This is a genomic window from Parabacteroides sp. HGS0025 (assembly GCF_000969845.1).
Lineage (GTDB): Bacteria > Bacteroidota > Bacteroidia > Bacteroidales > Tannerellaceae > Parabacteroides > Parabacteroides gordonii.
In genome coordinates, this window is the sequence record NZ_KQ033902.1 from 3,814,558 (window position 1) to 3,834,802 (window position 20,245).

The window sequence follows — 20,245 nt, forward strand, 5'->3', positions numbered from 1 at the left end:
AACAGAAATGCAATTATTTTTAGAAAAAATTCAAAATCTTTTCCGCTTGTTCGGTTGTTATCCTATAAGACAGAGAGTTATCACTAATAAAAAAGTTTATGAAAAAGATTGTTTTACTCCGCCACGGCGAAAGTGCCTGGAACAAGGAGAACCGTTTTACCGGCTGGACCGATGTCGATCTCACCGAAAAAGGAATAGAAGAAGCCCGTAAGGCAGGTGACCTGCTGCGAAAAGAGGGGTTCGTTTTCGACAAAGCCTATACCTCTTATCTGAAACGTGCTGTAAAAACTTTAAATAACGTACTCGACCGGATGGATCAGGACTGGATACCAGTTGAAAAAAGCTGGCGACTCAACGAAAAGCATTACGGCGACCTGCAGGGGCTCAACAAGAGCGAGACAGCCGAGAAGTATGGCGACGAACAGGTACACATCTGGCGCAGAAGTTACGATGTGGCCCCGCATGCCCTCGGAGAGGACGACCCTCGCAACCCGCGCTTTGAACTCCGTTATAAGAATGTGCCCGACGATGAGCTGCCGCGCACGGAGTCGCTGAAAGATACCGTAGAACGCATCCTGCCCTACTGGAAAGAGGTTATCTTCCCTTCGCTCAAGACGTCCGACCAGATCCTGGTGACCGCCCACGGCAACAGCCTGCGGGGTATCATTAAATATGTACGCGATATAGCCGACGAAGACATCGTGCATCTGAACCTTCCCACCGCAGTGCCTTACGTGCTCGAATTCGACGACGACGGCATCCTGGTAAAAGATTATTTCCTGGGTGACCCCGAAGAAATCAAAAAGCTGATGGAAGCGGTAGCCAACCAGGGAAAGAAAGCTAAGAAATAGTTATTTAATTCAAATTCAAAGCCCGGAAGCATAAAAAAATTCCGGGCTTTGCCTGTTTAATAAGGAAATAATTGCCTATGTTTGTACGAAACAAAAAAACTAGCTATTGTGATTACGGAAAATGAACAAACCTTACATCTCTTAAAAACGGGGGACGAACACGCCTTCGACACGATCTACAAGCAATATTACCGGGGGCTGTGCGCCTTCGCTTCCCAATATGTAGCCGAAACTGAGATAGAAGAAATCGTACAGGAAGTAATGATGTGGCTCTGGGAAAACCGTGCTTCGCTGGTTCCCGAACTGTCGCTGAAATCATTGCTCTTTATGATGGTGAAAAACAAATGCCTGAATAACATCACCCACAACCAGATTAAGCAACGGGTGCATGAAAAGCTGTTCGCCAAATTCGAAAACCAGTTTGAAGATCCCGACTTTTACATAGAAAACGAGTTGATCGCCTTGGCAGCCAAGGCGATCCGGGAGCTCCCGGAGGATTATAGAAGAGCGTTCGAAATGAACCGTTTCGACAACCTTACCTATAATGAGATTGCAGAAAGGACGGGGGTTTCGCCCAAAACTGTGGCCTACCGCATCTCACAAGCGCTGAAGATCCTCCGCGTCGAACTCAAAGACTATATGCCGTTGCTCATGGTTTTGCTGAGCTAAATGAAATCAAAACAAATGTACGTTTAAACAAAATATAACCAAACATGTTTAAATAATAGGGTACCCTCTATTTAAAACAACTAAAATAAACGATAAAATGAAACGTACATTATTCATGATATTATTTGCCGCACTGGCAACGATCGGATATGCTCAGACCGACGACAAAGGCTATGAGGAAGGAAAATATGTATTGAAAGGCGTATCAGGCCTCAACCTGTCGCAAACGGCGATGACCAACTGGTCGGCCGGCGGCGAGAACTCCGTAGCCGGAAATGCTTACCTCAACGGTTCGCTGACACATAAAAGCGGCAACTGGCTTTGGGTGACCAACCTCGTACTCGACTACGGACTGACGAAAACCAAGTCGCAGGGCATGCGCAAGAGCACCGACAAGATCGGACTTTCCACCCAGCTGGGCTACTCGACCAACAATGTCTGGTTCTACACCCTGATGGGCGACCTCAACACGCAGTTCGCCAAAGGTTACAATTACCCGGACAAGGAGCATTATATCTCCAACTTCTTCGCCCCGGCCTACTCCAACGTTTCGCTGGGTATGGAATACCGTCCGAAGAGCAACTATTCGGTCTACCTCTCTCCCGTTTCGGCCAAGATGACCTTTGTGGAAGACGATTACCTGTCGGAGATCGGAGCCTTCGGTGTCGATCCGGGCGACCGTTTCAAGATCGAATGCGGCGCTTATCTTAAAGCCCGTGCCGAAATGCCGGTGATGGAAAACGTGAGCCTGATCACGACAGCCGACTTCTTCACCCCCTACAGCAACCAGTTCGGCAACATCGACGTCAACTGGGATATGCTCATCAGCATGAAGATCAATAAATTCCTTTCCGCCACGCTCAACACGACGCTTAAATACGACAACGACGTGAAAACATTCGACGACAACGGCACCAAACACGGCGCAAAAGTGCAGTTCAAAGAGATACTCGGCGTGGGGCTGGCCTACAATTTCTAACCAATCGGTCAGGTTCTACATGAAGCAGATATCGATCCCCATTAGGGATAAAGCAATTGTGCATTGCTTATGGCACAGTTGTGCCACACGTAGTGCACAAAAATGCCATACCTAGTGCACAATTGTGCCACTACTATGGCACAATCACCGGGATAGCCTGAAACTGACCATTCTTTCCTATCAGAGTAACTTTTCCATCCGAAGCAATCTTTTTTCCTGAAAAACCTGCTACAATCGGTTGCAGTATCCAAAAGAAAGGACTAAATTTGCACGTCGAAAACAAATATGATTAGAAATGATCAATAAAATCAAGGCTCTGCTACAAGAAGTAGAGAACATGAAGGCAGCAAATGCCGAAGAGCTGGAAGCTTTACGCATCAAATACCTCAGCAAAAAGGGAGAAATCTCCGCGCTGATGAATGATTTCCGCAACGTGGCGGCCGATCAGAAACGTGAAGTAGGACAGTTCCTTAACCAACTGAAGGAAACTACTCAGAACAGGATAAACGAACTGAAAGAGAGTTTCGATAACGTGCAGACAGGCAACGATGATATCGACCTGACCCGTACGGCTTATCCCGTTGAACTGGGAACACGCCACCCGCTTTCTCTTGTTAAAAAGGAAATATGCGACATCTTCGGACGTCTGGGCTTTAGCATCGCAGAAGGCCCCGAAATCGAAGACGACTGGCATGTATTCTCTTCATTGAATTTTGCCGAAGACCATCCTGCTCGTGATATGCAGGATACATTCTTCATACAACATAATCCGGACGTTTTACTCCGTACACACACATCCTCCGTACAGACCCGCGTGATGGAGACTCAACAGCCTCCCATCCGTATCATTTGCCCGGGACGTGTGTACCGCAATGAAGCGATCTCTTACCGCGCACACTGTTTCTTCCACCAGGTAGAAGCGCTGTACGTCGATAAGAATGTTTCATTTGCCGACCTGAAACAAGCCCTGCTTTTCTTTGCAAAAGAAATGTTCGGCCCGGAAACGAAAATACGTTTACGCCCCTCCTACTTCCCGTTCACGGAGCCTTCTGCGGAAATGGATATTTCCTGCAACCTCTGCGGCGGCAAAGGATGTGCATTCTGTAAGCATACCGGCTGGGTAGAAATCCTCGGCTGCGGTATGGTAGACCCGAATGTTTTGGAAAGTTGCGGTATCGACAGTAAAGTTTATACTGGCTACGCCCTGGGAATGGGTATCGAACGTATCACAAACCTGAAATACCAAGTTAAAGACCTTAGAATGTTCTCAGAGAACGATGTTCGTTTCCTGAAACAATTCGAATCAGCCAATTAAATTGAAAGCCTAAATCATTTACCATCTTCCCCGGGCCTTTAACCAGCCCGGGGGAAACACACAAAGGAGGATAATATGATAAAGGTTTTAATTTTAATTACAGGAGGTGCAATCGGCACTGTATTACGCTATGGAGTTTCCATGTGGGTACAGCGTTTGTTGCAATACTCCTTTCCCTTCGGAATTCTTTCCGTCAACGTAATAGGCTCTTTCCTGATCGGCTTTTGCTGGAGCCTGGCCGAAAGTTACAACTTCTCCGTCAACACACGGGCATTCCTGTTTACCGGACTTTTCGGCGGATTTACCACTTTTTCTTCGTTTGCACTCGATACAATGTCGCTGATGAAAACCGGCGATTATAAACTTGCATTCATAAACATACTGGCGAGCAATGTTTTAGGACTTATTGCCGTATTTCTGGGTTTGCTGGTCGGAAAAAATGTATTATCTTTCGTGAAATAATAAAGATGAGAAAAGAGGAACGATATAAAGGTGTGCTCAACTGGTTCAACGAAAACGTACCGGTGGCAGAAACGGAGTTGCATTACGACAACCCCTATCAGTTGCTTATTGCCGTGATCCTGTCTGCCCAATGTACAGACAAGCGGGTAAATATGATAACCCCGGCATTGTTTGAAGATTTTCCGACGGCCGAGGTGATGGCAGCGTCCACCCCCGAAGTCATCTTCGAATATATCCGCAGCGTCTCCTACCCCAACAACAAGGCGAAACACCTAGTCGGGATGGCCCGGATGCTGATCTCCGACTTCAGAGGAGTAGTGCCTTCCGACATCGACGAATTGCAGAAACTGCCGGGTGTGGGACGCAAAACGGCTAACGTGATCGCTTCTGTGGTCTACAACAAGCCGGCGATGGCGGTAGACACTCATGTGTTCCGCGTGGCCAACCGCATCGGACTGACCAACAACAGCAAAACACCTCTCGAAACAGAAAAAGAGCTGGTGAAACATATACCGGAGAAAATGATCCCAATCGCCCACCACTGGCTGATCCTTCACGGACGGTACACCTGCATCGCCCGGAAACCTAAATGCGAAGCGTGCGGCCTCAAGCCCTGGTGCAAACACTTCCTGACAACAAAAACGTAAAACATGATGGCCTATAAGCGGGAAATAGTCATTTTTATCATAACTGCTCTCGCTACGCTGTCAGCAGTCTACTACTTTTTCGGTGATATGGAAGAGGGTAAGAATGTGGCGCAAACCGACCTTTATACGCTGACAGCTCCTTCGCCGGCGGCCATACTGTCCGTAAACCGCCCGGCCGCCTTTGCCAAACTGATCCTGACCAAGCAGCCGGTATATCAGGCTTTTGCATCGGAAATACCCGAGATATTCCTCTCGATCGTCCAAAAGAACACGGCAATACCTGCCTTACAGTTCTCTTTCCACACGCAAGGGGTAGTGATGTACGCCAAAGCGGACAAAAGCATCGTAGACAATATCGAGAATAAAATACTGAAGAGTTCCTTCGGAGCATTCGAGCCCCAAAAACAGAAAAAAGGAGAGATTACTTTCACTTATTTCCCGGATGCCGGAAATCGCTTTTTCGGATATTATCAGTACGAGGGCATCTGGGTGGCCAGTTACAGCAAGAAGCTGCTTGAAGAAGTAGCCACCATGCAAACCAACCATACGAATCAGCTGCAAAAAGAACAAATCCACCTGTGCAAATCGCTCGACCGGAATGCGCCCCTTAACCTGCTGATCCGCTCTGAAAAGCTCAACCTCTACGTAAAGACGAACGACTCCACCCAGTGGAAGATTGACGACAGGTGGTTGGGAGCCGACTTGTTTGAGAGCGAAGGCAACATCTGTTATTTCAGCAACCTGCCTTACCATGCCCCGGCCGACACGCTCTACCGGACTATCGCCGATACGCTTTCGTTACGGCTCGAACAGTATTTCCCGCAACTCCATATCTCCAGCCAGAGCTACGAAGAGGACGGGAAAGTGTTTTATACGGGGTGCACTTCCACCACGCAACCGTCATAAGCCAAATGCACATGCGAGGGCAGTATCTTTTCGACCTCGGCGTGCAAGCCTATCCGGTGACTCATATGAATGAGGTAGGCCTCCTGCGGACGGATACGTTCGACCTTCGCCAACGCTTCCTCCAACCCTTCGTGCGCAGGATGTTCCCCTTGCTTAAGGGCAGTGAGGATCAGTAGTTTCAATCCTTCCAACTTGGCATATTCTTCTTCCGGCAGCAACTTCAGGTCGGTCAGGTAGGCCATATCCCCTATCCGGTAACCTAGGATAGGCAAGCGCCCGTGCATCACACGGATCGGCAGGATCGGCAGGCCGGCTGCCATAAAAGGTTCATTGCTAATATGATGGAGGGCGAACTTCGGCACGCCCGGATATTTATGTTCACGGAAAGCATACGGTATGCGGGTTTCTATCGCCTCGGCCACATATTCTTCGGCGTAGATGTCCAGATCCGTATAACGGGTAAAAGGACGCAGGTCGTCCAGCCCTCCTACATGGTCGTAGTGTTCGTGCGAAATCAGAACGGCGTCGAGCTCATACGTCTTACTTCGTATCATTTGCCAACGGAAATCCGGGCCACAGTCCAACAGGATGCGTTTCCCTTCCGTTTCCACCAAGACAGATGTACGCAGGCGCCAGTCGCGCGGGTCTTTGCTCGTACAAACTTCACACTGACAGCCAATTTCGGGAACTCCGGTAGAAGTCCCCGTTCCCAAAAAAGTAATTTTCATTATCCTACATATTTAACCTCCGGCATTATCTCTATGCCGAAACGATCTTTCACAGCGGCACGGATACTTTCGGCCACCAAAGCGATCTCGTGTCCCCTAGCCTCTCCCAGATTGACCAGCACAAGCGCCTGTTTCTCGTACACACCCACCGCCCCATGCGATTTTCCTTTGAAGCCGCACTGTTCGATCAGCCAGCCGGCAGGTACTTTCACCTTGCCTTCGCCGGCAGGGTAAGATGGTATCTCCGGATACTGCGTCTTCAGTTTCTCGAACTGTGCGGCAGGGATGACCGGGTTCATAAAGAAGCTTCCGGCATTTCCCAGCACCTCCGGATCAGGAAGTTTCTCCCGGCGGATGGCTATGACGGCTTCCCGGATCGTCTTCAGGGTGACTTCCGGGTATTTAGCCAACTCATCCTTCAGGTTACCGTAGTTAACGGACAGGCGGGGGTGTTTATCCAACCGCAGTGTTATATAAGTAACAATATGCGGATCGTTATGTTCGTTTTTGAAATAGCTGCTGCGGTAACCGTACAGGCATTCTTCGTTCGTGAAGATACGTTTCTCGAAAGTCAACTGGTTATAGGTCTCCACCGTTTCGATCACATCCTTCACCTCTGCACCGTAAGCGCCGATATTCTGGATAGCGGCTGCTCCGGCCTCCCCGGGTATAAGCGACAGGTTCTCGATACCTCCCCACCCGTTCGATACGGCATAGGCAACGACATCATCCCATTGTTCGGCGGCACCGACACGGAGATAGACATGATCGTCCGTTTCCTTCACCGGCGTCATGCCTTTTATGGCCGAGTGCAGGATAATCCCGTTGAAGTCATTTATAAATAACAGATTGCTACCACTTCCTATATGTAACGACAAACATTCCTGGAAATACTCATCATGCAAAATACGTCCCAGCTCTTCTTCATCGGCATACTCCATGAACCAACGTGTTTTAACCGGCAAATGGAAAGTGTTATGCTTTTCCAGCGAGTAATTTTCTTCTATCCTCATAATATCTGTTTATTTATTGCAGGACAAAAGTAGTTATAAAATTGAAAACAGGGAATTCAAAACTGAAAATTACGTCTCACCCAAACGCAACGTTGCATCTAGCTTCGATGTAACGCTGCATTGAGACTAAGTGTAACGCTACATCGACACCCGATGCAACGTTACACTGACACCCGATGCAAAAACAACCATGTCAAAGTGCCTTTACTATACATTAATATATAGGCAAAACCTATAATGTATCGACTATTTCCCTTTGTTTCGTGAAATAGATCATTCGCTGTATTTCTCCGCTTTGGGAAATCAGGGTGGAATATCGTTTCAGGGATTGTATCCACTCCTTTTGTGCGCGGCATATTTCCGGATGTTGCGAATCCATATAATTAATAGCATAAAGGCGGTACATCGACAACTGGAAACTACCTTTCTCCACAAAGCTGTAGGTCGCTTCAAAATTGATGTTCGACAAATAGAGGTAAGCCTGCTTCCCGTTGGAGAACTCACCGGAAGATGCAACATATTCCAGGTCGTCCAACAGGCGGTGCAGTTCGGTCTTCATCACCTCGATATCCTCATCCGACAGCATGTTCAATCCGGCAAAATATTTTACTTCCCTTACAAACGACTGGAACAGGTTATTATCCAGAATAGTATAAGTAGTAGGCATCAGGCGAATCTCCTGCGTCAGTTTCTTCTGCGACTCCAGCACTTTCTCCGGAACCACTACGTCTGCCATGCTTCCGGTCATCTTCATTCCGTTATTCTGGTGCATCCACCGGCACAGGCGGAACTTGGTCATTCGCTCGAAAGGCGAATAAAGTGTATAAGGAATAATATTGCAAGCTGTACTGACCACCGCTTTCGGATCATCCTTAACAAAAGAGAATAGCTTAAGGTAACGTTTGATGATATCATGGTAGTTATCGATATGACTGGTGCCATCGGCCACATTCAGGTTAAACACGGCACCTTCAGCCCTGTTCGTACCGACAATCTGATCTAGCGAAATACCCAGACTCTGCGACAAGAGTGATACCTCATAAAAAGTAAACGGAACTTCCCCCCTTAACCGGCGATAAACAGCTTCCTTTCCTATGGATATTATATCCATAATATAGTTAGCCAAATTAGTCTCCTCCGGGAGATGTTCCCTCATGGCTTTGATAAGCCCGTTATTCAATGCATCTTTCATAATTATTAGTGTGCTATTTTTATTGTTTTTACTCATGTTTTCCATAAAAAAATATCCGGCTTTGTATGGGCAAATGGCATTAAGCCTTGTTTTTGTTTCGATTACCGCAAACAGCCATCAATTAACGTTTTTTGTTTCTCTAATCGTAACAAAAGCCCGCAGCTATTGTTTAATAAGAAATGAACGCTGATTTTCTTGTCTGCAAAAAGACACCATTTAGAAAATACTATGGCGTACATTTGCAATGTATATAATCATTAAAAAGAAACACTCATGAACAAAGCAGAACTTATCGAGGCCTTAGCAGATAAGGCAGGGTTACAGAAACAGAAAGCAAAAAAAGTATTAGATGCTTACATCGAGATCGTAACCGAAAAAATGTCACAAAAAGAGGAAATTACTCTTATTGGTTTTGGTACACTGATACCTAGACCTCAAACAAGTCGCCTGGCTCGTAATCCAAAAACTGGTACTCCGGTACAGATTCCAGCCAGAACAACGGTAAAGTTCAAACCCGGTAAATTCTTGCTGGAAGCTATGAACGGCACTGGCGAAAAAAAATAATATGATTTGTTTTTCTAACTTCCTTCATGTTAACGCATGGGGGAAGTTTTTTTCACCTCCTTTTCTCTTATTTTATGACATCTGCAAAAATACACATAGTATTTTAGTAAAAAGAGGTGTTTTTAAAGTATACCACAGCAGCCCGGTTCTAATTAAACAACCGCATGTATATCCCCACTCCTATTATCGCAACAAACGAATCCGGACACAACTCTTTGTTTCGGAATACGAAACTTTGCGCCTACACGGGGATTTTATCGGTAAACATTTGTAGGATGCTCTAATTATATCTAATTTCGGCTCCGAAAAATTAATTGTCCGGTACATATAAAATACTCACATGAAAATAGTTAATCTGGGAGAATCAAACTCCATCTTAAACAGGTTCGTTTCTGAACTGCGGGATGTCAATATTCAAAAGGACAGCCTTCGTTTCCGTAGAAATATCGAACGGATAGGTGAAATTATGGCTTACGAAATCAGTAAAGATTTCTCTTATAGCCAAAAGGATATACAGTCACCGCTGGGGATCGCCCCTATGAGCACTCCCGACGACCGGGTTGTAATCAGCACCATCTTGCGTGCAGGCCTGCCGTATCACCAGGGCTTTTTGAGTTATCTCGATTATGCGGAAAACGCTTTTGTCTCAGCCTACCGCAAATACAAGGATCGCCTGAACTTCGATATTCACATCGAGTATATAGCTTCACCGAGATTAACAGACAAGACGCTGATCATCACCGACCCGATGCTGGCTACCGGTAGCTCGATGGAACTGGCCTACGAAGCATTGCTGACAAAAGGCCATCCGGCCCATATCCACGTCGCCTCCATTATCTCCAGCAAACAGGCTATCGAATACCTGCAAAGGAAGATGCCGGATGATAAAACGACCGTTTGGATCGCCGCCCTCGACGACGAACTGGACGACCATTCCTACATTATCCCCGGACTGGGGGATGCCGGAGATCTGGCCTACGGAGAAAAAGAATAGGAATCAGCGGGGTAAGGAAAACCAGAAACAGGAACCTTTACCGACTTCGGATCTTACCCCGATCTTTCCTTTCATCTGTTCCACAATGCTTTTACAGATAGAAAGGCCAAGACCTGTTCCCTGCTTGAAATCATTCCCTTTATAAAAACGGTCGAATACATGTGCACGAACTTCCTCGTTCATGCCTACCCCGGTATCCGTTACAGAAAATTCTATTTCGGACGGACGGATCTCATATCCCAACATGATCGAGCCATGCTCTGTATATTTAATCGCATTGTTTACAAAATTAGCAAGCAACTGAGTCAGCCGGATCTGGTCGAAACTGAATACACAAGGTTCCAGCCCCGGTACACAACCGAGCGTTACCCCCTCGCCTACCTTTATACTCATCGAACGGACGATCTCTTCCAGAAACTCTTTCAGCTTTATCTCTACCGGCTTGAATTCTATCGTATTGGCTTCAATCTTTGCTAAGTCGAGAATATCGGAGATCAACTGAAGTAATAGTTCATTATTCTTCTGGATGATACCGACAAACTGTAGCTGCTCGTCCCTGTCGTCGGTATCGACCAACAAGGTGGAGAAACCGACAATAGCATTCAGCGGCGTACGTATCTCATGGCTCATATTGGCCAGGAAAGCCGACTTCAGGCGGTCGAGTTCTTCCGCCTTCTCTCGTTGCTGCTCAGTTTCTTTCAGTTCCGTGATGTCATAATTCACACAGATCATTTCCAGTTTATCCGGATTGTTCGACTGAGGGTTGCGCATGACATTTACACGAATCCACTTCCAGCTATCCTTCGTCCTGACACGCAACTCCTTACGGATACTTGTAGCTTTTCCCTCCTTTACCTTTTCAAAGAAGTCGAGCATTACAGCACGGTCTTCAGAGTGCACGGCTTCGTACAAACCGATTATCTCTTCCAACGGTTTACCATCCTTCTCGCCAAGATTATGATACCACTGGCTGATGGCATATCCTTCGCGAGTCAATAAATCAAACTTGGCATATCCGACTTTAGCATAATGGCTTACCAACGTAAAGAAATATTCGAACTCTTCTATACGGTTATAGGCTATTGTCTTATCCGTATTATCCAGGTTTATAAACAAATAGTTTATCAGTTCTCCCTTATTATTATAAAGCATACAGACCTTTGTGAGCAAGTCGATCGCTCCTTCTTTGCGGGTTGGGTAATAATTACTGGATACCACCTTAGTGAACGGATAGCTCAAACGGAAAGATACCGGCTTTTTATTGCGCATCTTGTCGAGGACATCACTGGGGATCACCGGATTATCAAATATATTCACACCCAGAGCATCCTTAGGAGAGCGCAGCCCGAATATCTCCACATCCTTTTTATTTATGTCAATAAGATAGCCATCCTTATCATAAAGTTCAATTCCAACCGGGATATTTGTATAAATATTACGCAACAACTTCTCGCCCCGGTCAAGTGCTTCGTTGATTCGAGCCATCTTGGTTATAATACTGATGATGTTAGCGATCGACGAGAACCACTGGTAATCCTCCAGGCTCCAAAGCCGGTTCCTATCCATGATATCGATACCGATATATCCCCAAGCCTTATTTTTTATTACCAGCGGAACCAGTATCAGGGAGAGTGATCCACGGAGTTGAAGGTAGCGCTTCTCTTCGGCAGCTTCAACGGGCAGTTCATCCAGGTTATTGATCAGCACCGGATAGAAATTCTGTATTTTCCTAGTCGACCAGGGAAGTGTAGAAACGGGTATATTTTGTAAAGAGGAACTAACAGAAGCCACTCCTTCGCTGCATACTTCATGCGTACAACTCAGCGTTTGTAGGTTATTGCCATACTCCATAATACAGGCGCGTCCCTGTGCACCGATCGAATATAATATTTCCGAAAGAACCTCATGGATCGACTTAGGCAAATCATTTGTCTGGATAAAAGAGTGCAGTGCACGCGAAAGGCTTCCTAAATGTCGGAGAAGACTATCCACCTGGTTGGTCATACTCTGCTGGGTATCTTCCACATTATGAGGGAGCAGTTGCAGGATACCCAGCACTTCTATTTTCCCGTTGGCATCGATCTCCCGTTTGCAGATCTTCGAGCGGACAAACTTAAACCCGTAGCAAGTCTTCAACGGGAATATCTGTTCATAGATACCTATTTCCTTGAAAAAAGCGAATTCACTGGCAATCCGGCTTCTATAATCTTCACGGATCAATTCCATAAAATGATTGATAGGGATATTCCTGTCATGCAACTCCAACAGACTCATTATATAGTCCGAACATATATAACACCCATTTTCGAAGTCGGCTTCCCACCAACCTACCTGAGCATTATCCAACAACAACTGATATTGATCTATATCCATTTGCTTTCTTATAGCTAATATGCATACAAAATACGTTATAATAAACCATATCCACAAATTTTAATTACTTTAATATTCAAGAGGTTTCAAAGATTTCAGTTAAAACAAAAGCGGAGACAGGTAAAACCGGCCTCCGCTTCGCAAATGGACAATACTATCTTATTTCAGTTCTTTGATACGGATATTGCGAAATTTAACCGGCGAACCATGACCCAAGAAGCCGATATGCCCTTTCTTATTGAACAATCCCGGGTGTTCCTTTCCGTCGGGAGTTCCGTTCTTCACAGCATCGCGGATGTTACCTTCGAGGATAACCACACCGTTCACTGTTACGCGGATATTATCTCCGTTAGCCACGATCTCTTCCTCGTTCCATTCGCCCACTGGCTTGAAAGCCTTGTGGTGATCGGCATTCGTAGGAATAATCCCGTAAACGGAACCATGATGCTGATATTTGGTAATATCCTTATAGATAGGATGTTCGCAATCAAGTATCTGGATTTCCATACCGACATAAGCGGCATCCCCTTCCATCGGGGTACGGATACCCACTCCGTTGTTAGCCCCCGGAGTAAGCTGGAACTCAAAGCGATAAACGAAATTACCGAACTCATCCTTGGTATACAGGTTTCCGCCATAACTCTTGCTCGGTATCATGGAGATACAACCATCTTCGATGGTATAATCTACGGTGTTACCTGTCCACTGATGCATGTTGGTTCCGTCAAACAAGACTTTGAAACCTTCTTTCTGTTCTTCGGCAGAAAGTTTGAACGGCTCTTTACGTTCCAATTCCTTCACATATATATTACGGTAGTAAACCTTGCTTCCGTGAGCCTGCAATTCCAGTTGCTCAACCGGGAAGATCGGGAGCTTACGATCCCAATAGTTTTCAAGGATCACGTCGTCCACCACCTTCTCGCCGTTGAGTACAACCGTCACACGGTCGCCAACCATCTTGATATAGAAGCTGTTCCATTCGCCCAACTTGTTGTCTGCCACTTTCAAAGGTTTGCTTGGATTCACCTGGTTATTATACAAGCCGCCTGAACCAACTTGAGCACCCACGTTTACACGGGAAGTATCCCAAATCTGCACCTGGGGCGTTCCACGCAGATAGATTCCGGCATCCGCTTCCGGGCCGGCCGGATCGAGCATCCAGTCTACATACATTTCAAAGTCGCCATATTGCTTTTCGGTACAAAGGTTATCACCTTTACCTGTAAACATCAAGACACCATCTTCCACGATCCAGCCATTACGCATAACCTGATCCGCTTTTTCCTGTTCCTTCGCCAGTTGAGCCGGTTTCATCTTACTACGGGCAATCGGGTTAGCAACCAGTCCTTTCCAACCGGATAAATCCTTTCCGTTGAAAAGAGATACGAAACCTTCTCCCTGCGGCATTTCAGCCAGATGCTTCTTAATCGCTTCTTTCTGGTAACCGGCGTCCGGATTGTCGAGCACCTGCATCACCTTGTTCAGCAATTCGCGAACGTTCGTACCCATATAATCCTTATTGCCTAAAGCAATATTCATCACGGCATTGGCAGCCGCTTGCTGGACAGGCTTCTGATCGAGGAACTCGCCGGCATACAACATACCGAGGAACGTACCTGTCCGTTCGATCTGTCGCAGGATTACTATTTTCTGTTCATCCGTCTTGGCTATTTCCATCGCCTTGCGCAGACCCAGCAAACGGTTTTCACCCGTAAAGGACGGATTTGCAACCAACTGGATATAAGCTTTCAGGGCACGGTCGAAGTAAGCAGACGAAGAAGCGTCCTTGCAAATAGCGAATAACTCGTCAGCCGCCTCGATACCTTTCCAGTTCAGTAAAGCCTCGAACGCAGCGTCACGGGCATCGCCTTTCCCTTTATGGAAGCCATCCACAATAGCTGCCAGGGCATCTTGCTGACCGGTTGTTGCCAGAACGATATAATAGAGATACTTCTTGCTGTCGCCAGCCTGAAGCATACGGCGGGTAATCGTTTCCTGTTGCTGGGCAGGAGACATAGAGGAGATAGCGGAGATAACAGCCTGCTGTATAGGAGCAATGGCAGAAGCGTCCGCCGTTTCCAACATACCGCACAAGTTAACCAGGTCACCTTCCGAAACCACATCCTTCAAAGCCGTATAAGCAGCCTTCTTCACCTCCGGAGAGCCGGACTTAATCAGTTCGAGCACGTTGTTAAGGTTGGCCGTTGCCTTACGCATAGCCAGTAATTCAGCAGCTGCGATCTTACCTGCATCCGTAGCAGACGGGATAACGCGAGCCACAGCCTGGTCGATATCTCCGTTAAAGGCAGCCAGGGCATCCTGACCCAGCAGGATTATCTGTTTGTCGTTGCTGGCAAGCAATTCGGCCAATACAGGGATCACCTGCTTGTCCCCGATCTTAACCAACGTCCAGACCGTAGCCTGTTTCACATCGAAGTCGGTACTCTTCAGCTGAGCGAGCAGCACCTGCATGGCAGTCAGGTCGAAACGCAATTCGAGATTCTTGATAACATCATGTTTCGACGGGCATTTCGCTTCACGGCCGATCCAGTTGATGATATCCACCTTCGCTTCCGGTTTTGCTTTCTGCATCGCCTTCATCACTTCGATATATACCTCTTTGTTTACAAAGTCTGAAGCATAATTCAGAGCTGCGTTGCGGTAAGCCTTGTCCGTATCCTTCAGGGCTGAAAGCAACAGCTTGGTACTGTTTTCCTTCTTCAGCGACAAGAGGATTTGCAGGGCGGCATCACGTGTTTGCGTCTTTCCGGCTTTCGTGGCCTTCTTCAGCAAATCGTTGGCTGCTTTTTCCACCTCTTTCACGTCACCTTGTCCGGCCACACGCTTCAACAAAGCGATATAGGCTTCGTTCGCTTGCGTATTGGTCATCGTATAGCCCGCAGCAGCAGCGGCATCGGCCATTTCCTTGATGGATGCCTTGCTACCGACACGACTCAGCGCGTGCAAAACGGCTTTCTGCATATTTTCGTCACCCGAACCCAGGAGCGCCTTCAGCAGTTCTTCCGAATCTTTCACCTGTGCTTCGCCGATGGCTACAATAATATCTTTTTGTGTTTTCGGAGTACCCATACGGCGCATCAGAGCCGCTTTCAGGGCTTTGCCTGCATTTTCGGTGCCGATAGATGCGAGCGCACGGGCAGCCGGGCCACTCAGGCTCTCTTCGTTCAGGTAAGAAGACAGGGCATCGATACATTCATCCTGTCCCAACAGTTGGAGCTGACGGATGATAAACGCTTTTGTTTCGCGTTCGTTCACCATATCGAGCGCTTTCAGATAAGCGTTGGCGGTTGCCAGACGGGCACTTTCCTCCCCTTTCGCCATCACATAATGCGTCAGCCCGCTCAGGGCATAGTCTACCTGCGCGTTACTTCCCTTACCGGGAGCGTTGATCATATTAACCAGCATCAGAACACCTTCTTCACCGGTTCCTTTCAGATCGCTGATCAGTTTATTATATTCAGCCTGCTTTTCCGCGGGCATCTGCGCCAACACATCGGCCGCAGTTGTCTTAGCTGTACGGTTTGCCGGTGCCTGAGCCATCAGGACGCTGCCGAATAACAGCAAGCTGGCAATAGATATATATACTTTTCTCATTTTATTTTCATTTAATTAGATGTTCCAGGGAGAACGCATTGGCTGATCCAGCAAACGATTAGCGGCCTCATCATTAATAAACTCAAGTTTAACGGGGTCAAACTCCAGCGTACGGTTCAGGCGGAGAGCAACGGCACCCATATTCACGATTGTTGCCGAACGGAAACCATTCTGCTCGTTCAGGGCGAAAGGCTGGCGTGTCTTGACACATTCGATAAAGTCGGTCACCTGTGGTTCCGGTTCCGGATAATCAGCCAGTTTCTTCTCCCAGTCGGGGATATCGCATACAAAGTTCTTATATACATTACCGTTCGGGCCGGAGATATAAGGTGTATTCGGATCACCGAAGTCGCCACCCCAAAGAACGATCTGGCAACCATCTTCATAAGTATATGTAATTGAGCGCCATGTACCTACTGCATCCGGGTGCTGCTGCGGAGCATCCACTTCCACCTTCACAGGGCTTGTATGGTCTTTTCCGAGGAAATACTGCACAGGGTCGATATAATGCTGTCCCATATCTCCCAGTCCGCCGCCATCATAATCCCAGTATCCGCGGAAAGTACCGTGTACGCGGTGGGCGTTGTAAGGCTTGTAAGGGGCCGGGCCCAACCACATGTCGTAATCGAGTTCGGATGGAACGGGTTGTGGTTCGAGATACTCCTTACCCACCCAGTAGAACTTCCAGTCGAAACCGGTGTGTTTACTGATAGTAACCTTTAACGGCCATCCGAGCATTCCGCTCTGAACGAGTTTTTTCAATGGCTTAACGGGTGTACCCAGACCATAGAACGGATCGGCAAAACGGAACCAGGTGTTCAAACGAAACATACGTCCGTTCTGTTTCACGGCTTCCATCACGCGTTTACCTTCGCCGATAGTACGTGTCATAGGCTTCTCACACCAGATGTCTTTGCCAGCCTTGGCGGCTTCTGTCGACATAATGCCATGCCAATGGGGCGGAGTAGCGATATGTACAATATCTACGTTCGGATCAAGAATCAGATCACGGAAATCGTGGTAAGCGGCAATCTTATCTTTCACCAGCTGTTTTCCTAATTCAAGATGTTTTTTGTCGACATCGCATACCGCTACCAGACGTGTTCCGGCATAGTTCACATGTCCTCGTCCCATACCGCCTGTACCGATAATACCCTTTGTCAACTGATCGCTTGGAGCAATAAAGCCTTTTCCAAGCACGTGGCGCGGCACAATAGAAAAGGCCGCAATACCTCCCAGAGTTTTCAGGAAGTCCCTTCTGTTTGTTCTCATAGTATGAATATATGTAAATGATTAGCTATCACTTCTGTTTTCCATGTTAAAAAAGACATTAGAAAGCAAATACCCCTCTAATGTTTCACAAAGATATTATTTATCCAATAACTCTTGCAAATATTTACGAGTTTTTATGACATAATCATGGCGGGAACCATTTAACTCACATTCAATAGTTACAGTCCCTTTAAAACCTTGTTTTTTTAACTCGGCAATTACTGCTGGAAAATCAACTTCGCCAGTAGGTATAGGAACCTCAGGCCCTAATTCATATGGGTTATTGGGATCCGGATACTTGCCGTCTTTTGCATGAAACTCTTTAATTAACGGACCAAACAATTTCACAGCATCCAGAGAATTCGCCTTGCCATACATCAATAAATTTGCCAAGTCGCAGTTGATAAACACATTTCCGGTACCTATATCTTTAATTGCACGAATCAAAGTTGTTGGTGTCTCTTGTCCTGTTTCAAAATAAATCATGACCTTACGTTCTTTCGCATAGTTAGCAAGATCCTGCATGACTTTGATAAAATCCTTATATTGTTCAGAAGAAGGATCTTCGGGGATAAATCCGAAATGAGAATGCATGGCCGGAATATCCGCCATTGCACAGAAATCGATCATTTCATGATATACTTTTATTTTATCCGTACGCTCTTCCACAGGAACAAGACCTATAGTAGCCGGCCCCTGCCGAAAGTTCCATACACTTTTACTTCCCGGCACACCGACCAACGTCGTTACTTTAATATTGTGCTTCTTTGAAGCCATTTTCACCTGTTCTGCAAAGTCTTTCGTCAACGCACTTTTTCTGTAATTGATCTCGCACGAACCGAATCCCTGATCATGCAGATCTTTGAAACTTTTATCGATATTACTCAAATCATACTGGATAACACCGATTGTGATTTTATCCTGGGCTATCATTTCAAAACACATAAACAGCAAAACGAAGATCAATAAAGAGTATTTAGTTTTCATCGCCTGATATAGATTAAGTTAATTAATAATGAAAAAGAGAGGGACAACCAAAGGGGTGTAAGTCTTTTGGCTTCCCTCTCCATTTATGAAAAAACAAAAGTAACAATTTATTATATTGTTATATTAAAAAGCCGACAGAATCAATATCCCGGATTTTGTTCTAATTTCGGGTTCAAAGATATTTCACTATCCGGAATAGGCAGCAGGTTATTTTTATTCAGATCATAACCATTCGGAAATTTCACCTCTATCAATTCTCCCAAACCACCGATCACATCACACGGATAGAATTCAGGGCCAGCATTCCAACGTTTAATATCATCCCAGAATTGCCCTTCGAGAGCCAATTCTATCCGGCGTTCATGACGCAATACCTTACGAGCTTCTACCTGTCCTATTCCCTTTTTGATTAAAGGCAACTTCACATCATTCCGCTCAGAACGAATACGGTTAATCAAATTGATGGCTCCGTCTATATCCGTATTCGTTTCAATCAAGGCTTCCGCTTTACATAACAAGACATCTCCATAGCGCAGAATCATAAAATCAAGTGGTGACTGGTTAGCGACTACCTGCATCGTCTCAATCGTATATTTACGTATGCCGAAACCTACTTTTTGCCCTGTGTGATTCTTTATTTCAACCGGATATAATTGTCCCTGAAAATAAGCACCCGGACGCAAGATCGTAAAATCCAAACGAGGATCTCTGTTTTTATAAGGATCAGAAGGATCTACAGGTGAACCATCCAATGTTTCATATTCATCAACCAACAATTGAGTCGGAGCAACAGAATTGGAACCATCCATTCCATATTTCAGATTTTGAGGTTGCCAATGCCGGTCGAACGCACTCCCCTGAGAAAAAGCACCATCCATAAAACAAAGAGCGAATAGTGTTTCGTCATTTCCTTCATTTTCATACTGAAATAATCCATAATAAGAGGGGAATAATTTATATTTCCCAAGTGCATCGATTTTATCGCAATATTCCAACACCTTGTCCCATTGAGAAGTATACAAATATGACTTCATCTTCATGCCGAATGCAGCTCCCAACGTTGCATGTCCATTTGCTACGGCATCTTTCGGAAGCCGTTTTATAGCCTCATCAAAATCGGCATGTACCTGACCCCATACTTCTTCAGCAGAAGCACGTGCCACATTACGTCCTTCTTCCGAAGTAAGTGTTTGTGTTACAATTGGGACTCCACCATATGACCTGACTAACAAATTATAAAAAACACCCCGCAGAAAATACACTTCACCCAGCATCACCTCTTTTTCTGCTTCATCCAACCCTTCTATTTTATTGATATTTTCAAGAAAATAGTTTGCACGATAAATTCCACGGTAACAAAATTTCCAACGTTCGGAAACGATTGCCCCGGAACCTGAAAAGATAGAACCATCCCCAACCTGCATATGCTGTCCTTCCCAATGTGCCCATTGATAAGCATTCGGAGTACAAGCATCTTCACCTCCGCCATATCCATATACATAATCATTCCTCAAAACATTATAAACCCCATTCAAGGCCAGAGTTGCATCTTCAGGAGTCGTCCAGAACGTTTCGCTTGTAATCTTATCATCCGGAAGGATATCCAAGTAACTCTCACAACTGCTAAAACCTAATGTTGCGACAGATAATATTAGTGTTGCTATTTTTTTCATATTTC

At 46.1% G+C, this 20,245-nt stretch carries 17 protein-coding genes; 9 read left to right on the forward strand and 8 right to left on the reverse strand.

The features are described 5' to 3' along the window. Window positions 1-98 precede the first annotated feature (98 nt). The 7 genes from gpmA (at window position 99) to HMPREF1212_RS14885 (ending at window position 5,829) form a co-directional block, all read left to right on the forward strand. On the forward strand, window positions 99-851 hold the full coding sequence (gpmA, locus tag HMPREF1212_RS14855; RefSeq protein ID WP_028730488.1) for a 2,3-diphosphoglycerate-dependent phosphoglycerate mutase: 753 nt from the start codon (window positions 99-101) through the stop codon (window positions 849-851). Between the two features lie 108 nt (window positions 852-959). Next, window positions 960-1,520 (forward strand): RNA polymerase sigma-70 factor, encoded by a 561-nt coding sequence (locus tag HMPREF1212_RS14860; protein ID WP_087880928.1) that lies wholly within the window; start codon window positions 960-962, stop codon window positions 1,518-1,520. A 97-nt stretch (window positions 1,521-1,617) separates the two neighbouring features. Continuing rightward, the gene (locus tag HMPREF1212_RS14865; protein WP_046149884.1) at window positions 1,618-2,499 is read left to right on the forward strand and encodes a DUF3078 domain-containing protein; all 882 of its coding nucleotides are present in this window, start codon (window positions 1,618-1,620) and stop codon (window positions 2,497-2,499) included. 295 nt (window positions 2,500-2,794) lie between these two features. Continuing rightward, the gene (gene pheS, locus HMPREF1212_RS14870) at window positions 2,795-3,814 is read left to right on the forward strand and encodes a phenylalanine--tRNA ligase subunit alpha (RefSeq protein ID WP_028730485.1); all 1,020 of its coding nucleotides are present in this window, start codon (window positions 2,795-2,797) and stop codon (window positions 3,812-3,814) included. Between the two features lie 75 nt (window positions 3,815-3,889). Next, a complete protein-coding gene (gene crcB, locus HMPREF1212_RS14875; protein WP_028730484.1) occupies window positions 3,890-4,276 on the forward strand; it encodes a fluoride efflux transporter CrcB in 387 nt (128 codons plus the stop codon). A gap of 5 nt (window positions 4,277-4,281) precedes the next feature. After that, entirely contained in the window at window positions 4,282-4,923 is a 642-nt protein-coding gene (gene nth, locus HMPREF1212_RS14880; protein ID WP_046149885.1) for an endonuclease III, read from the forward strand. A gap of 3 nt (window positions 4,924-4,926) precedes the next feature. Further along, window positions 4,927-5,829, forward strand: coding sequence for a hypothetical protein (locus HMPREF1212_RS14885; protein WP_046149886.1), 903 nt, complete (start codon window positions 4,927-4,929; stop codon window positions 5,827-5,829). Here the strand turns inward: HMPREF1212_RS14885 and HMPREF1212_RS14890 are convergent. The 3 genes from HMPREF1212_RS14890 to HMPREF1212_RS14900 form a co-directional block, all read right to left on the reverse strand. Further along, entirely contained in the window at window positions 5,793-6,557 is a 765-nt protein-coding gene (locus tag HMPREF1212_RS14890; protein WP_046149887.1) for an MBL fold metallo-hydrolase, read from the reverse strand. The genes HMPREF1212_RS14885 and HMPREF1212_RS14890 overlap by 37 nt on opposite strands. Continuing rightward, window positions 6,557-7,570 carry a UDP-N-acetylmuramate dehydrogenase gene (gene murB / locus HMPREF1212_RS14895; RefSeq protein WP_028730480.1) on the reverse strand — a complete coding sequence of 338 codons (1,014 nt, stop codon included), beginning with the start codon at window positions 7,568-7,570 and terminating at the stop codon, window positions 6,557-6,559. The genes HMPREF1212_RS14890 and murB overlap by 1 nt, the downstream gene beginning before the upstream one ends. A gap of 232 nt (window positions 7,571-7,802) precedes the next feature. Further along, entirely contained in the window at window positions 7,803-8,762 is a 960-nt protein-coding gene (locus tag HMPREF1212_RS14900) for a hypothetical protein (protein WP_028730479.1), read from the reverse strand. 273 nt (window positions 8,763-9,035) lie between these two features. On the opposite strand from HMPREF1212_RS14900, the gene HMPREF1212_RS14905 reads away from it, so the two are divergent. Next, the gene (locus tag HMPREF1212_RS14905; RefSeq protein WP_007652950.1) at window positions 9,036-9,326 is read left to right on the forward strand and encodes an HU family DNA-binding protein; all 291 of its coding nucleotides are present in this window, start codon (window positions 9,036-9,038) and stop codon (window positions 9,324-9,326) included. A gap of 340 nt (window positions 9,327-9,666) precedes the next feature. After that, complete coding sequence (upp, locus tag HMPREF1212_RS14910) at window positions 9,667-10,320, forward strand: uracil phosphoribosyltransferase (RefSeq protein ID WP_028730478.1); 654 nt, start codon at window positions 9,667-9,669, stop codon at window positions 10,318-10,320. A gap of 3 nt (window positions 10,321-10,323) precedes the next feature. Here the strand turns inward: upp and HMPREF1212_RS14915 are convergent, their stop codons facing one another. The 5 genes from HMPREF1212_RS14915 to HMPREF1212_RS14935 form a co-directional block, all read right to left on the reverse strand. Then, entirely contained in the window at window positions 10,324-12,693 is a 2,370-nt protein-coding gene (locus tag HMPREF1212_RS14915; protein WP_046149888.1) for a sensor histidine kinase, read from the reverse strand. A 159-nt stretch (window positions 12,694-12,852) separates the two neighbouring features. Continuing rightward, on the reverse strand, window positions 12,853-16,308 hold the full coding sequence (locus HMPREF1212_RS14920; protein WP_046149889.1) for a DUF1080 domain-containing protein: 3,456 nt from the start codon (window positions 16,306-16,308) through the stop codon (window positions 12,853-12,855). A 15-nt stretch (window positions 16,309-16,323) separates the two neighbouring features. Continuing rightward, entirely contained in the window at window positions 16,324-17,580 is a 1,257-nt protein-coding gene (locus HMPREF1212_RS14925) for a Gfo/Idh/MocA family oxidoreductase (RefSeq protein ID WP_028730475.1), read from the reverse strand. Window positions 17,581-17,676: 96 nt separating this feature from the next. Continuing rightward, complete coding sequence (locus HMPREF1212_RS14930) at window positions 17,677-18,567, reverse strand: sugar phosphate isomerase/epimerase family protein (RefSeq protein ID WP_046149890.1); 891 nt, start codon at window positions 18,565-18,567, stop codon at window positions 17,677-17,679. Between the two features lie 140 nt (window positions 18,568-18,707). Further along, the gene (locus HMPREF1212_RS14935) at window positions 18,708-20,240 is read right to left on the reverse strand and encodes a RagB/SusD family nutrient uptake outer membrane protein (RefSeq protein WP_046149891.1); all 1,533 of its coding nucleotides are present in this window, start codon (window positions 20,238-20,240) and stop codon (window positions 18,708-18,710) included. Between the last annotated feature and the right edge of the window lie 5 nt (window positions 20,241-20,245).

Bases quoted from the DNA above. Each gene is read 5' to 3' on its own strand.
- HMPREF1212_RS14900 (WP_028730479.1), bottom strand. From the start codon at position 8,762: ATGAAAGATGCATTGAATAACGGGCTTATCAAAGCCATGAGGGAACAT.
- HMPREF1212_RS14930 (WP_046149890.1), bottom strand. From the start codon at position 18,567: ATGAAAACTAAATACTCTTTATTGATCTTCGTTTTGCTGTTTATGTGT.
- HMPREF1212_RS14920 (WP_046149889.1), bottom strand. From the start codon at position 16,308: ATGAGAAAAGTATATATATCTATTGCCAGCTTGCTGTTATTCGGCAGC.
- HMPREF1212_RS14915 (WP_046149888.1), bottom strand. From the start codon at position 12,693: ATGGATATAGATCAATATCAGTTGTTGTTGGATAATGCTCAGGTAGGT.
- crcB (WP_028730484.1), top strand. From the start codon at position 3,890: ATGATAAAGGTTTTAATTTTAATTACAGGAGGTGCAATCGGCACTGTA.
- HMPREF1212_RS14885 (WP_046149886.1), top strand. From the start codon at position 4,927: ATGATGGCCTATAAGCGGGAAATAGTCATTTTTATCATAACTGCTCTC.
- upp (WP_028730478.1), top strand. From the start codon at position 9,667: ATGAAAATAGTTAATCTGGGAGAATCAAACTCCATCTTAAACAGGTTC.
- HMPREF1212_RS14905 (WP_007652950.1), top strand. From the start codon at position 9,036: ATGAACAAAGCAGAACTTATCGAGGCCTTAGCAGATAAGGCAGGGTTA.
- HMPREF1212_RS14925 (WP_028730475.1), bottom strand. From the start codon at position 17,580: ATGAGAACAAACAGAAGGGACTTCCTGAAAACTCTGGGAGGTATTGCG.
- HMPREF1212_RS14890 (WP_046149887.1), bottom strand. From the start codon at position 6,557: ATGAAAATTACTTTTTTGGGAACGGGGACTTCTACCGGAGTTCCCGAA.
- nth (WP_046149885.1), top strand. From the start codon at position 4,282: ATGAGAAAAGAGGAACGATATAAAGGTGTGCTCAACTGGTTCAACGAA.
- pheS (WP_028730485.1), top strand. From the start codon at position 2,795: ATGATCAATAAAATCAAGGCTCTGCTACAAGAAGTAGAGAACATGAAG.
- HMPREF1212_RS14935 (WP_046149891.1), bottom strand. From the start codon at position 20,240: ATGAAAAAAATAGCAACACTAATATTATCTGTCGCAACATTAGGTTTT.
- HMPREF1212_RS14865 (WP_046149884.1), top strand. From the start codon at position 1,618: ATGAAACGTACATTATTCATGATATTATTTGCCGCACTGGCAACGATC.
- murB (WP_028730480.1), bottom strand. From the start codon at position 7,570: ATGAGGATAGAAGAAAATTACTCGCTGGAAAAGCATAACACTTTCCAT.
- gpmA (WP_028730488.1), top strand. From the start codon at position 99: ATGAAAAAGATTGTTTTACTCCGCCACGGCGAAAGTGCCTGGAACAAG.